Source organism: Actinomadura madurae (genome assembly GCF_047130825.1).
Classification (GTDB): domain Bacteria; phylum Actinomycetota; class Actinomycetes; order Streptosporangiales; family Streptosporangiaceae; genus Spirillospora; species Spirillospora madurae.
In genome coordinates, this window is record NZ_CP083237.1 from 1,878,025 (window position 1) to 1,891,917 (window position 13,893).

Annotated in this window: 11 protein-coding genes; 4 read left to right on the top strand and 7 right to left on the bottom strand. The window is 69.9% G+C overall.

Annotation, left to right across the window (positions count from 1 at the left end):
* Positions 1-48: 48 nt before the first annotated feature.
* From K8Z49_RS08805 to K8Z49_RS08815, 3 genes are all read left to right on the top strand, one after another.
* Positions 49-714, top strand: a complete 666-nt coding sequence (locus K8Z49_RS08805; RefSeq protein WP_024934873.1) for a TetR/AcrR family transcriptional regulator — start codon at positions 49-51, stop codon at positions 712-714.
* Between the two features lie 267 nt (positions 715-981).
* Positions 982-2,064, top strand: coding sequence for a sensor histidine kinase (locus K8Z49_RS08810; protein ID WP_412518051.1), 1,083 nt, complete (start codon positions 982-984; stop codon positions 2,062-2,064).
* 188 nt (positions 2,065-2,252) lie between these two features.
* Positions 2,253-2,966 (top strand): response regulator transcription factor, encoded by a 714-nt coding sequence (locus K8Z49_RS08815; protein WP_021592075.1) that lies wholly within the window; start codon positions 2,253-2,255, stop codon positions 2,964-2,966.
* A 129-nt stretch (positions 2,967-3,095) separates the two neighbouring features.
* Here K8Z49_RS08815 and K8Z49_RS08820 read toward each other — a convergent pair whose 3' ends face one another.
* The 4 genes from K8Z49_RS08820 to K8Z49_RS08835 form a co-directional block, all read right to left on the bottom strand.
* Positions 3,096-4,337, bottom strand: a complete 1,242-nt coding sequence (locus K8Z49_RS08820; RefSeq protein WP_412518053.1) for an alpha/beta fold hydrolase — start codon at positions 4,335-4,337, stop codon at positions 3,096-3,098.
* A gap of 571 nt (positions 4,338-4,908) precedes the next feature.
* Positions 4,909-6,315: a sensor histidine kinase gene (locus tag K8Z49_RS08825; RefSeq protein ID WP_412518055.1), complete on the bottom strand. Its 1,407-nt coding sequence runs from the start codon at positions 6,313-6,315 to the stop codon at positions 4,909-4,911.
* Between the two features lie 35 nt (positions 6,316-6,350).
* Positions 6,351-7,070, bottom strand: coding sequence for a response regulator transcription factor (locus tag K8Z49_RS08830; RefSeq protein WP_075021896.1), 720 nt, complete (start codon positions 7,068-7,070; stop codon positions 6,351-6,353).
* A gap of 61 nt (positions 7,071-7,131) precedes the next feature.
* A complete protein-coding gene (locus K8Z49_RS08835; RefSeq protein WP_412518057.1) occupies positions 7,132-9,336 on the bottom strand; it encodes an MMPL family transporter in 2,205 nt (734 codons plus the stop codon).
* Between the two features lie 483 nt (positions 9,337-9,819).
* Between K8Z49_RS08835 and K8Z49_RS08840 the strand changes: the two genes are divergently transcribed.
* Positions 9,820-10,275, top strand: coding sequence for a MarR family winged helix-turn-helix transcriptional regulator (locus K8Z49_RS08840; protein WP_021592081.1), 456 nt, complete (start codon positions 9,820-9,822; stop codon positions 10,273-10,275).
* Positions 10,276-10,477: 202 nt separating this feature from the next.
* Here the strand turns inward: K8Z49_RS08840 and K8Z49_RS08845 are convergent, their stop codons facing one another.
* From K8Z49_RS08845 to K8Z49_RS08855, 3 genes are read right to left on the bottom strand one after another with little or no spacing between them, the layout of a single operon-like run.
* Positions 10,478-11,368 (bottom strand): HpcH/HpaI aldolase/citrate lyase family protein, encoded by an 891-nt coding sequence (locus tag K8Z49_RS08845; protein WP_412518060.1) that lies wholly within the window; start codon positions 11,366-11,368, stop codon positions 10,478-10,480.
* Between the two features lie 9 nt (positions 11,369-11,377).
* A complete protein-coding gene (locus K8Z49_RS08850) occupies positions 11,378-13,009 on the bottom strand; it encodes an AMP-binding protein (RefSeq protein ID WP_412518062.1) in 1,632 nt (543 codons plus the stop codon).
* A complete protein-coding gene (locus tag K8Z49_RS08855; RefSeq protein WP_081842470.1) occupies positions 13,006-13,860 on the bottom strand; it encodes an enoyl-CoA hydratase/isomerase family protein in 855 nt (284 codons plus the stop codon). The genes K8Z49_RS08850 and K8Z49_RS08855 overlap by 4 nt, the downstream gene beginning before the upstream one ends.
* Positions 13,861-13,893 lie beyond the last annotated feature (33 nt).

Here is a 13,893-nt window from a genome sequence, read left to right on the forward strand (position 1 = left end):
CACTAATTCGCCCGGGTCACGGTGGCGCCCGTCCGGCAGAATGGGGGCGTGGCCGGTACCAGTGACGTCTCCAGACCGGCCCGCGGCCCGCGGCGCGGCCGGCCGCCCCGGTTGACCCGCGAGGCGATCGCCGACGCCGCCCTCGGCCTCGGGTTCGAGCGGCTGACGCTGACCACCGTCGCCGACCGGCTCGGGGTCAGCCACTCGGCGCTCTACCGGCACGTCACCGACCGGGAGGGCCTGGTGGTGGCGATGCTCGACCGGGCGATCGAGCGCGCACCGTGGCCCCCGGAGACGGGCGACTGGCGGGCCGACCTGTCGGCGCAGGCGTGGACGCTGTGGCGGCTCCTCGAGGCGCATCCCGGCATCGAGCGCGAGGTCGCGGCCCTGACCGGCTACCCCGCCCGGATGACCGAGCGGTTCGGCCGCGCCGTCGACCGGCTCACCGGCGCGCGTTTCACCGCCGCCGACGCCTTTCTGGCCGTGGACGCCGTCTTCGACCTGACCGTCGCCCAGTTCACCCAGGCCCGGCAGGTCGCCCGGACGCGCCGGGCGCTGACCACGGCCGATCCCGGCGGGGACTGGGCGTCCGCCGCCGGCCCGGCCGTCGCCCCCATGATGAGAGCCGCGCTGCACGACCCGCCCGAAGTGTGGTTCGGCCGCAAACTCGACCTCCTCCTGGACGGCATCGCCACCCGCGCCACCGGCGGGTGAGGCCCCTCAACGACATGCCGCTACGCAGCCGGCCGTCACGCGGGGCCGCGTTGCGTCGCAACTACTGCAGGTGATGGCTTAGCTGGTCGCAGCCATGTGAAGGCGGCTGGGTGGGGGCGTCGTTCGGTGTGGTGCCAGCGGTTCGGCACCCCCCGCACGGGCAGCGACGGGTGAGACGCTGACGGGGAGTCAATCGTGGTGAGCCTCGCAGGACGGGAGAGGAAGCACAGCGTGGATCCTTTGCCCGACCGTCGGTGGTGGCGCGCCGTGCGCCTGCGCACCAGGCTGTTCATCTCCTACGTGGCGGTCGTTGTCGTCGCGCTCGCGGCGATGTTCACCGCGGCGGCACTTCTGGTGCCGGACGAGTTCCAACCCGAGGAGGAGACCGGCGTTGTCCTCTCCCACGAGATCGAGTCGGCGTTCGACAGAGCGGTGGGGATCGCTCTGCTGGTGGGGATCGCCGTCGCGGTGGTGGGCGCGACGGCGACGTCCCGGCTGCTGCTGCGTTCGCTGGACCGCATTCGTGCCGCCACGCGCAGCATGGCCGCAGGTCACTACGGTGAGCGGATTCCCGTGCCCCGTGAGCCGGAGCTGGGGCGACTGGCGGCCGATGTCAACAGGCTCTCCGCCGAGCTGGCCGATGTCGAACGGCGGCGGGCGAGGCTGGTCTCCGAGGTCGCCCACGAGATGCGGACCCCGCTGTCGATGTTGCGCGGACAGGTCGAAGGCCTTATCGACGGGGTGTTCGCGCCGTCGCCCGAGCTATTCGCCTCGCTAGGGGACGATATCGCGCGTCTCCAGCGGCTCGCCTCGGACCTGTCCAGCCTCTCCCGGGTGGAAGAGGGCGCGTTCCAGCTCGTCAGCGGTGAAACAGATCTGGCCGACACGGCACTGCGGACAGCGGAACGGCTACGGCCGCAGTTCGAGGACCAGGGGGTCGGACTCCAGGTCGTGGCGTCTGCACCTGTCCACGCTGAGGTCGATCGCGAACGCATCGTGCAGGTCGTCACCAATCTGCTGGGCAACGCACTTGCCGCCACGGATGCGGGCGGCAGGGTCGACGTGACGGTGCGGCAGGAGGGTGGCAACGCTGTGATCGACGTCGTCGACACAGGGATCGGCATCGCGGAGGAGGACCTGGAGCGGATCTTCCACCGATTCGAACGGGTGGAACACGCCGACCGGCCGGCACCGGCCACGGGCAGCGGGATCGGCCTCACCATCGCCCGCGGCATCGTCTCGGCGCACGGCGGCGAGATCACCGTCAGTTCTCCGGGCCCCGGCAAGGGGGCGGCGTTCCGCGTCCGGCTCCCCGCACGACCAGGGCGGGTTCAGGCCCGGTCACGCTGACTCAGCGGGCTCGCGGATTCACACCGTGCCTGCGCTGGGCTTCGTCCGGCAGTTTTCCGCTGCGGCCGTGACGACACCCCTCCCGCCCCCATCTGGGTTGCGTCGTCGTTTCGGCGGACGGCCAGGGCGCTCCCCAGACTGCAGGAACCCCGGACCGCGGCGGCCTCCCCGCTGGGATAGTGGTCGGCATGGGGGCGAAACGAATCCTCGTCGTCGACGACGACGCGAAGATCCGAATGCTGGTCCGCGCCTACCTCGAAGCCGACGGGTTCGCCGTGAAGGAGGCCGCGGACGGCACTGGCGGGCTGCGGGCAGCGCTCGATGAGAAGCCCGATCTGGTGATCCTCGACGTGATGATGCCCGGACTGGACGGCTTCGAGGTGCTGAGGCGCCTCCGTAGAAGGAGCGAGGTCCCGGTGATCCTGCTGACCGCCCGAGACGAGGAGGTCGACCGGGTCGTCGGATTCACCGCGGGTGGCGACGACTACGTGAGCAAGCCGTTCAGTGCCCGGGAGCTCGCCTTGCGCGTCCGTGCGATCCTGCGCCGTTCCACCGTGTCCGGCGATGCGGCCGCCACGGAGGACGTCATCCTCCGTTTCGAGGGACTGCTGATCGACCCCGCCCGTCGCACGGTCGTCGTCGGGGACGAACACGTCGTCGAGCTCACCGCGCTTGACTTCGACATCCTGCACGCTCTCGCCGAGGTGCCGGGTCATGTCTTCACACGCCGTCGATTGCTTGAGCGTGTATGGGGACACGACTTCTTCGGTGACGAGCGCGTGGTGGACGTGCACATCCGCACCCTCCGACGTGAACTGGGCGATGACGCGGCACAACCGCGCTTCATCGGCACGGTTCGCAACGTCGGCTACCGACTGGTCGCCTCCCCTTTCCCAGCATGACCGGGCCGGGGTTGTGACCACGCCTCGATCCAGGACGATCGCGATCAACCCGATCTCCGGCGTTGACCAGCGATCGAGGGGACGAGCGCACGCCCCGGTCCGACAGGGGACGGGGGCGTGCGTGCCGTGTCACAGGTGTCGTTTCAACCAGCCCCAGGTTGACCGGTCGCGCTCCTTGACCGTCGGGCAGTGTCCATGACCCCCGGTGATCTTGACCTCGCCATCGGTGGATGCGGCGGCGAGTCGCTTGAGGTCCTCGATCGGCGCGAAGGGGTCGTCCGGTGTGGTCATCGCCAGGATCGGGGTATCGGTTCGCTTCTTGCCCACCAGACCCTGATTGACCAGGGACGTCTTTTTGATGATTTGCCCCATTCGCTTCGTGTTCTCGACCGGGACGTTGAAGCGGGCGGCCAGCGCCGCCCGCGGCTGCGGCGTGAGGTTGTCGATGAACTCGGCTCCGGCGTTGAGCGCCTCGTGCACCGGGCTGCAGATGGCCACCACAGCCCTGATCCGGTCGTCGGTGAATGCTGAACGTGCCACCGCGTTCGCTCCGTAGGACGTGGCTACGGCTGCTACACGCTTCGCGTCGATGTGCTTGTTCTCGAGCAGCGTGTCGACAACGGCGCTGTAAAGGCGGTCCATGTCCGGACGGTCGGCGGGGTAGTCCTTGCTGTCACCGAATCCCGCGTTGTCGAACGAGACCATGGCGACACCGGCGGGAGCGAGATACTTCTCGAACAGCGGCCAGTGCACGGTCTTGGCGCGGTCGATGCCGCCTGTAGAGAGGACAACGGGAAACGGGCCAACGCCCTTGGGGAGATGGAGGAACGCCTCGAACGTTCCGCCTTCCAAGGGCACCCGCAGCCGCTCGAATCGCCAGCCCTTGAGACGGGCCGCCTTTTCATATGCGGCCTTCGCCATCTCATACGCCTTCTCCTCCTGTTCCGACTCCCGGTGCTGGGGATAGGCGGCCGCCGTGAAGTAGGTCGATGCCGCGTGGTACTGGTTGAGCGCAACATCGGCATCGCCGCTGGAACGGGCGGCATCGGCCTTGGTCATCGCCTTCTTTCCGATGGTGCTCCACTCCGTGAGCCAATTGCCGGGACCGGGATCGACCACGGTGTCGAACCTCTGCGGATTCTCCTTCTTGCCCGTCGCTTTCTGAATACGCTGCAGCACCCCCTGCATCGCGGCGGTCTCGCCGCCATTCTCAGCCCAGTCCTCCAGACGGATCTCGCGGAACCACTCCTCCTCATTGATCTTGATCGATTCGGCGGGGGCGGCCGTGCCGGAGGCCCTGGCCGAGGGATCCGCCCCGCCTTCCGTGGCAGGCGTCTCGGTCCCTCCGCACCCCGCGACGGCCAACGTCATGGCAGTCACCGAGGCTGCCGCCGAGAGCCGAACGTGATGTCGCATGCCTTCCTCCCATATCCGCCGACCCTGTTTGCCGGCCTTCTCTGACTCGTCCTGCAGTCAACTGGGGTCACATGCGGCTCGTGCGGCTTCCCGGATGAAGCCTTTATGAAGAAGGGAGACAATCCGCGCTCCATGGCACGGCACTCACGGCGCACCCCGGCGGGCGGCGAGGCTCGAAACGGGATGTGCTGATTGATGGGACCCGTCGCGCAGCGCCGACACGTTGCGCACCGTCCGACGGCCTACTGGCGCACTCCCGCTGTCGTTGGCATCGACAGAACCCATTCGGCTTGATCCGGCGTCCTGCGGCCGCGTCTCCCGACGCCGGCCGCGAACGCGCCACCTTCTACCGCCGCCTGGACCCCAGCACGTACCCGCCCATCGCCCAGACCGCCGACGCCCTTACCTCAGTGCCTTTGGCAGAGGAGTTCCATTTCGGCCTGGAACTCTTCGTCGGAGGCCTCGAACGCCGCGTCCATCATGAATGATCAAAACTTTGAGCGGCCCGGCCGAGGTCACGGCGGGGTCACCGGTCACGGGCGGCGTCCTCCTGGCCGGCGCGCGGGAGCCGGATGGTGACGGTGGTACCCACGCCGGCTTCGGACCGGACGGCCACCCACCCGTGGTGAGCGTGAACGATGGCCTCGACGATGGCGAGGCCGAGGCCGGAGCCACCGTAGGCGCGGCTGCGGCTGGCCTCGGCGCGCCAGAAGCGTTCGAAGACGCGAGGAAGGTCCTCGCGGGAGATGCCCGGTCCGTTGTCGACGACGTCGACCTGGACGGCCCCGTCGACATCGCTGATCTCGACCCGGACGGACGTCTGGGCCGGGGTGTGCTGGACGGCGTTGCCGACCAGGTTGCGCAGGACTTGCTGCAGCCGGGCGGCGTCGCCGCGGACGTGCGATGACCGGGCCGGGTCCAGGGTGATGCCGCGCTCGGGGTTGATGATCTGGGCGTCCTCGACGACGCCGGCCGCCAGGGCGGTGAGGTCGACGTCGCCCTGGTCGATGGGGCGTCCGGCGTCCAGGCGGGCGAGCAGCGTGAGGTCCTCGACGAGCAGGCGCATGCGTCCGACCTCGTGCTCGATATGGTCGAGCGCCTTCTCCAAGCCCTGCCCCCACACGCCGCCCTGGCGGTACAGGTCGAGCCAGCCCGAGATGGTGGACAGTGGCGTGCGCAGTTCGTGGGAGGTATCGGCGGCCATCGAGCGGACGGACGCCTCCGCGCGCGCCTGGGCGTCGAAGGCCCGGTTGACGGCTTCCGCCAGCAGATCGGTTTCGCTGTTGTCGCCGCGGGTGGGCAGGCGCTCGGTGCGGGAGCCCTGGGCGATCGCGTCGGCGGTATGGGCCATCTGCGCCAAGGGCCGCATACCCAGGCGGAGGACGGCCGTGGAAAGCCCCAGAAGGAGCACCAGTGCGACGCCGACAAGGGTGACTTGACGCTGGATGAGCAGGTCGGTGGTCGCGTCGTCCACGGATATGTCGATGCCCAGGACGAAGGCCGCCGGCTTGACGGCGCGTTCGTCCGGTCCCCGGTAGAGCGTCAGCCCGGGGCTGAGGACTCGGGTGGCCTTGAAGTTGCGCAGGCCGTCGGGTTTGTCATAGGTGACGACCTCACCGGGTGGCATGCCGCTGGTCGCGGCGACGAGTGTGGCGGCGGCCGAGGAGGCTCCCCCGGTCGCGGTCAGGATGCGGTCGTCGGCGTCAACGGCGACGATGCCGTGCGGCGGCCCGAGAAGCGCGCCGAGGTGGTTGACGTTGACGGTCTGCGGGCCGCCGGAGATGACGTCCCTGAGCCCGTCGGCGGCGGCTCTGAGTGTGACCTCGTCGCGTTCGCGCAGGAAGTCCTTCAGAAGGAGGGTGCTGCTGACCGCGCTGGCGATCAGGCCGATGGTGAGGAGAAGGGCGAGCCCGGTCAGCAGCCGGAGGCGCACGCTGGAGAGCGACCATGGAAGACGGCTGCGGAGCTTCACTGGTGGGCCTGTTCTCGAAGCGTGTAGCCGACGCCGCGGACGGTGTGCAGCAACGGTGTGCGGCCGTGGTCGATCTTTCGGCGCAGGTTGGAGATGAAGCGTTCGACGACGACGGAGTCCCTGCCGAAGTCGTACTGCCATACGGCTTCGAGGATCTGCGAGCGGGAGAGGACCTGGCCCTGGTGGTCCATCAGGTAGTGGAGCAGCCGGTACTCGGTGGGCGAGAGTTCGAGGAGCCGGCCCGCGCGGCGGACCTCGTGGCGGGGGTCGTCGATCTCGAGGTCGGCGCAGCGCAACGGGGCGTCCTCGGCGGCGAGGACGCCGCCGCGGGCTCTGCGGAGCAGCGCCGCCAGGCGTGCGCCGACCTCGACGACGCTGAAGGGCTTGGTGACGTAGTCGTCGCCGCCCAGCCGCAGCCCCCGGACCCGGTCCTCGACCGCGTCGCGCGCGGTGAGGAAGAGGACCGGCACGTCGACGGCACGGGATCGCAGCAGCTGGAGGACCTCGAAGCCGTCGGCCCCCGGGAGCATGACGTCCAGGACGATGACGTCCGGGGCCCGGCGGGCGACCTGGTCGAGAGCCTCGCTCAGGTCGCCCGCCGCGTCCACCTCGAATCCGGCGAACCCGAGTGCCGAGATGAGCAGCCGCCGGATACCGGGATCGTCGTCGATGACGAGCACGCGGTCTGCGGCAGCCTGCGCCTCGACGGCGTTCATGTGCACTCCTCACACAGAGATGAGACCGGTGCTGACCATGTCCCGGTAGCGGCGTGACCGTTCATCGTGTCGCGGGCTCCCTTCCGTGGACTTCCTGCACGGGGCCGGCGGGGGCCTTGACGTTCTCGCCCTCGACGTCGACGTGGGGCAGGATCCGGTCCAGCCGGCGAGGCAGCCACCAGGCGCGGGCGCCGAGGAGGGCCAGCGCCGCGGGCACGAGGGTCATGCGGACGAGGAAGGCATCGATCAGGACACCGAAGCCCAGCGCGAACGCGATCGGCATGATGTCGATGTCGTGGGAGAAGAAGAATCCGACGAACACCGAGACCATGATGATCGCGGCCGAGGTCACCACCCGGGACGCGTTGCCCGCGCCGACGATGATCGCGTCCCGGGCGTCGCGGCGGCGGGCGTAGTCATCACGCATGGCGGACACGAGGAAGACCTCGTAGTCCATGGCGAGACCGAAGAGCACGGCCATGATGATGATGGGCACGAAGCTGGCCACGGGCCCCAGGCTGGGCACCCCGAGCGGGTCGGCCAGCCAGCCCCACTGGAAGACCGCGACGACGGCGCCGAAGGACGCGCCGACGGACATCAGGAACCCCACGGTCGCCTTGATGGGGACGGCGATGGATCGGAACGCGACCATGAGGAGCAGGAGCGAGAGACCGATCACGACGACGGCAAAGGGCAGCAGCGCGCTGCTGAGCTTGGCGGAAACGTCGATGCTGACGGCGGTCAGCCCGGTCACGGCCACGTAGCCGCCCTGCGAACCCGCGATGGACCGCATTTGGTCGCGCAGCTCGGAGACCAGGTCGCTGGTCGCCTGCGTGCGCGGTCCGGTGGTGGGAATGATCTGGATGCGGGCGGCCTTCTTCCCTTCGGCCGTGTCGATGCCGCTCACATCCGCGATGCCGTCGATGCCCTTCAACTTCTTCGCGACGGCGGTGGCCGTGGACTGGACGGTGGCCGGATCGTCGTCCTCGACAAGGACGACCAGGGGTCCGTTCGCGCCCGGCCCGAAGGCATCGCTGACCATGTCGTACGCCTGGCGGCTGGACGCGGTGGTGGGGCTGGAGCCCTCGTCGGTGAGGGCGAGCTTGAGCTCCGCCGCGGGAATCGCCATGACGACGAGGGCCGCGGTGCCCAGGATCATGGTGAGCAGTGGGCGGCGCAGCACTCCCCGCGTCCAGCGCACGCCCAGGGTGGACTTGCCACCGTCGCGGACGGCTCGGCGGGCGGCGCGTGAACCCGGCTTGGGGATGAGCCGGCGGCCGGACACGCGCAGCAGGGCGGGCACCAGAGTCAGCGCCACCAGGACGGCGACCGCGACGGCTCCGGCGGAGGCGAGACCCATGGAGGTCAGCATCGGGACGCCCGCGACGGACAGGCCCGCCAGGGCGATGATGACGGTGGCGCCGGCGAAGACGACGGCGCTGCCCGCGGTCGCGGTGGCCCGGGCGACGGACTCCCGGACGGGGATGCCGTTGGCGAGCTGGGCGCGGTGGCGGGAGACGATGAGCAGGGTGTAGTCGATTCCGACGGCCAGTCCCAGCATGACCGCCAAGGTCGGGGCGTTGTCGGAGATGGTGAACACCGACGCCAGGCCCCCGATGCCGAGCATGGTGGTGACGACGCCGACAATGGCGGTGATCAGCGGGAGGCCGGCGGCGAGCAGCGAGCCGAACGTGATCACCAGGACGGCCAGCGCCACACCGAGGCCGACCAGCTCGGTCGGGCCGAGGAGCGAGGGCTCCGTGGCGTAGGCGTCACCGCCGTACACGGTCGTGAGGCCCGCCGCTCGCGCTTCGCCGCCCGCGTCCTTGACGGCCGGCAGCGTCGTGTTGGCCGCGTCGCCTTCCAGCTTGGCGTCGAAGAGGACGTCGGCGACCGCGGTGCGCCCGTCCTTGGAGACCTCACCGTCCTCGAGCGGATTGCCGACCCCGACCACGCCGTCCACGTGACCGGTCGCATCGAGGGTCGTTTCGAGGGACTTCCGCAGTCCGCTCTCGGCCAGTGTGCGGCCGGACGGCGCCTGGAAGACGATCTGCCCAGGCGTGCCGGCAGGCTCCGGCCAGTGCCGTTCCATCTTGGTCAGGGCCGCTTCGGCCGGTGAGCCGGGGATGGAGTCACTGTCCTGGAGCGTGCCTCCGAACGAGACGCCCAGACCGGCCACCACGCCGAGGAGGAGCAGCCACCCGACCAGCATCGTCGGCCATCGTCTTGCACTGAAGTCCCCCAGTTTGTAGAGGAGCGTTGCCATGCCCGTGTCCTTCGCAGGAGTGGAAGATTGACATGACCGAGCTTCGAGAACCGAGTTGACGTCTCCCCGCCAGCGACTTGAGGGTTCCTTGACGGTGACGCGAGCCGCGGAGCGTCGTTGATCCGGCTCCCCCGCTTCCGGGAGTGTCGGGACGAACGAGCGGGATCGGGGGGCCGGATTCATCGCGGCCGCGGTCACGATCGGGTCGGTACCTGTAATGGGATCCGTCCGCCGACGAGCGGACACGCGAATGCAGGCCCGCCGCCATTACCTCGACGACGATCTCGTGGTCTCCTGACGGCTCCGGGAGAGCGATCTCCTCGCAGCGCGGTGGGGTGCCGAACGAACGTACGACGGCCGCGCGCGTGCCGGACATGGCATCCTCCATGGGATGACCCCCGCGTGGACAGAGGAGAGACACATAGTTGGTGTCACAAACCAAATTAGTTGGCGCCACAAACTACGTCAAATAGGCTGAATCTCATGTCCTCTCAGCCCTCGTCCGGGACCGATGGGTCCACAGCGGAGTCAGCCGGGCCCAACCTCGTCGACGGGCTCGCGCAGCTGTCATTCCACATCCAGAAGCTGCTGGCCGACGTCGGCGCCCCGCTGGATCTGTCGGTCACTCAGCTTCGGCTGCTGGGCATCCTGCGAGATCGGGACCCCGAAATGCTCCACCTCGCCATCCGCCTGGGCTTGGACAAGTCCAGCGTGACCGGCCTGGTCAGCCGGGCTGAGAAGCGTGGCCTCGTCCAGCGGATGGCGTCCCCCCGGGACCGCCGCGCTGTCATCGTCACCCTCACTCCCGAAGGCCGCAGGGTCACCCACGAAGCCGAAGCCCAGGTCAATGACCGCATCAACGCGCTGCTGTCACACCTGTCCCCGGCCGAGCAGGGGCAGCTGACCGTGCTGGTCGCCCAAATCCTGCACGGATGCTGACGCACTGACGCAGTCCGGGATCCCGATCTTCGAAAGACCGCACAGACGCGTCCGCGTAGCCGTCCGCCCTCTGATTCCCTGGTGCTCTGCGCCGCCGCCTAGGTACAGGCGGGGTCGTGGGGGTCGGCGGGTACCGCGTGGCCGGTGGGGGCCGGGATGGTGAGCAGGTCAGGCGATGGCGCGGGGGCTGGCGGTGGGCGCTTTATGGATTTCGGGTGCGGCGGATCAGGCGGGCGTGGGCGAGCCAGTCGCGGGCCTTGTCCGCGTGGGCCAGGTCGACGTGGCCGCCGCGGAAGCGGACCGCGCCGTGGCCGGCCGCGGTGGCCGCCTCCACGGCCGCGACCAGTTGCTCGTGGTAGGCGACCTCTTCGTCGCTGGGCGTGAAGACCTCGTTGACGACCGGGACGTGGGATGGATGTATGACGATCTGCCCGCGGAAGCCGAGTTGGAGCCCGTGGTCGGCGAACGCTCGCAGCCCGTCCAGGTCGGAGAGGTCCTCCCAGAGCGCGGTCAACGGGTGCAGGTCGTGCTGCCTGCAGGCCAGCAGGATGCGGCTGCGCAGATACAGCGTCTCGGTGCCTTCGGCGGACCAGCGGAAGCCGACGGCGCGTGCGATGTCCGCATGCCGGGACGTGGGGCCGATCATCGCTCCCACCCGCGGTGACGTGCCGGCGATCTCCGCGCAGTTGGCGATGGCCTCCACCGTCTCGACCGGGACGATCATCTCCAGCCCGGAGGCGCGGTTGCGCGACTCGAACCAGTCGATGAGCGTCTCCCAGCGCAGCACGTCGACCGCGTCCCGGATCTTGGGGGTGAACAGGCCGGTCAGCTCTGGACAGACCACTTCTTCCAGGTCCCCGCCGGCCAGGCCCGTGTCCAGCGGGTTCGGCCGGACGAACAGGCCCGTGAACGGGGATTCGGCCCGCAGTTCGGCGAGGGTCGTCCGGACGGTCGCGCGGCTCTGCGTCTTGAGCCCGTCCGGCACCGAGTCCTCCAGGTCGAGGACGACGGCGTCGGCGCCGGAGGCGAGCGCCTTGCGCGCCCATCCGGGCTTGTGGCCGGGGACGAAGAGGACCGAGCGGTAGGGATGCATGGGAACCTCTCAGCGGCGGTCGTGGGTGTCCGGTGTGACGCCCACCGCCCGGAGCCTCGCCTTCTGCACCCGCTGGGACGGTGTCTTGGGCAGGGAGTCGGCGAAGCGCAGGTAGCGGGGGACGGCGAAGGCGGGGATCCGGTTCTCGCACCACTCCCACACGCTGCCGGGCGTGGTCTCCTCGCGGGTGACCAGGTGGGCCATGACCTCGTCCTCGCCCGCCTCGGTGTCGGCGGGGACGGCGACGACGGCGCATTCGACCACGGCGGGGTGGCTGAGCAGGGCGGTCTCGACCTCGTAGGAGCTGATGTTCTCGCCGCGCCTGCGCAGGGCGTCCTTGTAGCGGTCGACGAAGTAGAACCAGCCGTCCTCGTCCCGGCGCAACGCGTCGCCGGTGTGGAACCACAGGTTGCGCCATGCCTCGACGGTCCGCTCCGGCATGTTGAAGTACCCGTTGCTGGAGATGAACGGGGCCTTCGGCCGGACGACCAGCTCCCCGACCGTGCCGACCGGGACCTCCTCGTCGGTCTCGGGGTCCACCAGCGCCACGTCGAACCACTCGTCGGCGGCGAGGCCCGCGGCTCCCGCGGGCCGCTCTTCCCCGTACGGGGACAGGATCGGCGCGGAGGTCTCGGTCAGCCCGAACACCTCGACGAACGCCTCGATGCCGAACCGTGCCTTCATCGGTTCGAGGATCGAGGACGCGGTGGGCGCGGCGAACACGCACCGCAGGCGGTTGTCGGCGTCGTCCGGGCGCCGCTCCTGCTTCCAGACGAAGTCCATCATGACGCCGATGAAGTTGGTGACCGTCACGCGGCTCTCCCGGATCTGGTCGATCCATCGGCTGGCGCTGAAACGGCTGCGCAGCACGAACCGGGCGCCCGCCACCAGGGCCGGGTAGGCCGCCATGAACTGGGCGTTCCCATGGAACAGCGGTGTGACGGCCATCCAGGCGTCCTCGGCCGTCAGCCGGGTGAGGCACACGCATTCCTGTGCGAAGAAGTACATCTGCGCGTGCGGCATCGCCACGCCCTTGGACGGCCCGGTCGTCCCCGAGGTGAAGAACACCGACGCCGGATCCTGCGGCCGGACGTCCGGCAGCTCCGCCTCGCCGCCCGCCAGCAGCTCGTCCCACGGCGCCGCGTCCCAGCCCGCGGCGCGGAGCGTCGCGATGGCCTCTGCCTGCCGCCCGGTGTCGATCACCCAGAACCTGCGGATGCCTGCGGCGGCTTCGGCGACGGCGACGAAACGCTCGGCGTACACGTCGTCGATGACGGCCGCCGTCGCCTCGACCGTGCGCACCTGGTGGGCCAGGAAGTCGCGTTCGTAGGCGGTGTTGATCGGCACCTCGGCCAGGCCCGCGACGGCCGTGCCGAGCCAGGTCCGGACGAACCGCGAGGAGTTCGCCGCGACGATCACGACCCGGTCGCCCGGACGGGCGCCCGCCGCGAGCATGGCGGCGCCGACGGCCTCGGCCTCCGCCAGCATTCGCGCGTAGGTCCAGGTCTCGCCCTCCTCGGGTGCGTCCAGCCAGACGGCGTCCGGGCGCCGCGCGGCGTGGTGCCGCAGGACGGCCGGCAGCGCCCAGTCCCCGCGGTCCTCGAACACCGGACGCAGGTCGCGGTAGTAGCGGAAGCTCACTGCTCGGCCCCTTCGTGCGGCGCGGAGGCGCCGCGGCCTCCGCGGAATCGCGGTGCGCGCTTCTCCAGGAACGCCCGCGCGCCCTCGCGCATGTCCTCGCTCCCGATGGCCTGCAGGAGCATGCCGAGGCCGGAGCTCATGTTGTCGCCGGACTGATGCCACCACTGGTTGGAGCTGATCTTGGCGATCTCCAGGTAGCGGGGGCTCAGCCGGTGGATGTCGGCGAGCCAGCGGCCGACGGCCTCGTCCAGCGCACCGTCCTCCACGACCTCGTTCACCAGGCCGAGGGCGAGCGCCTGCTCGGCCGTGTAGCGGCGGCACAGCATCGCCATCTCCTTGGCCCGCTTCTCCCCGATCTGGACGGCGAGGAGGTTGGTCGCGCCGAGCACCCCGGCCGAGCCCACCTTCGGCCCGGTCTGGCCGAACGTCGAGCGCCGCGTCGCGATCGCGAAATCGCAGGCGACCACCAGTTCGTTGCCGCCGCCCGCCGCGGCGCCGTCGACCGCCGCGATCACCGGGCGCGGGCAGGACCGGATCGCGTTCACGAGGCGGAGCGACGCGGTGAACAGGGCTCGCAGCTCCGCCGGATCGGCGTCGCCGAGACGGTCGAGCGCCCCGCCGGCGCAGAAGGAGCCGCCGGACCCGGTCAGCACGACGGCGTCGGCCTCGGCGGCGTCCTCCACGGCCGCGGTCATCGTCCGGGCCATGCCGAGGTCGTAGGCGTTGCGCCGGTCCGGCCGGTCGATCCGGATCCAGACGACCGGTCCACGGCGTTCCACGTCAACGGCCGCCACAGGCACCTCCTCGTCCCGCCGGCGGGCGTCGACCCGCCATTGGTCGAATCTATGCATTTCATAATCATAAATCAACCCCCGTTTCGGCAG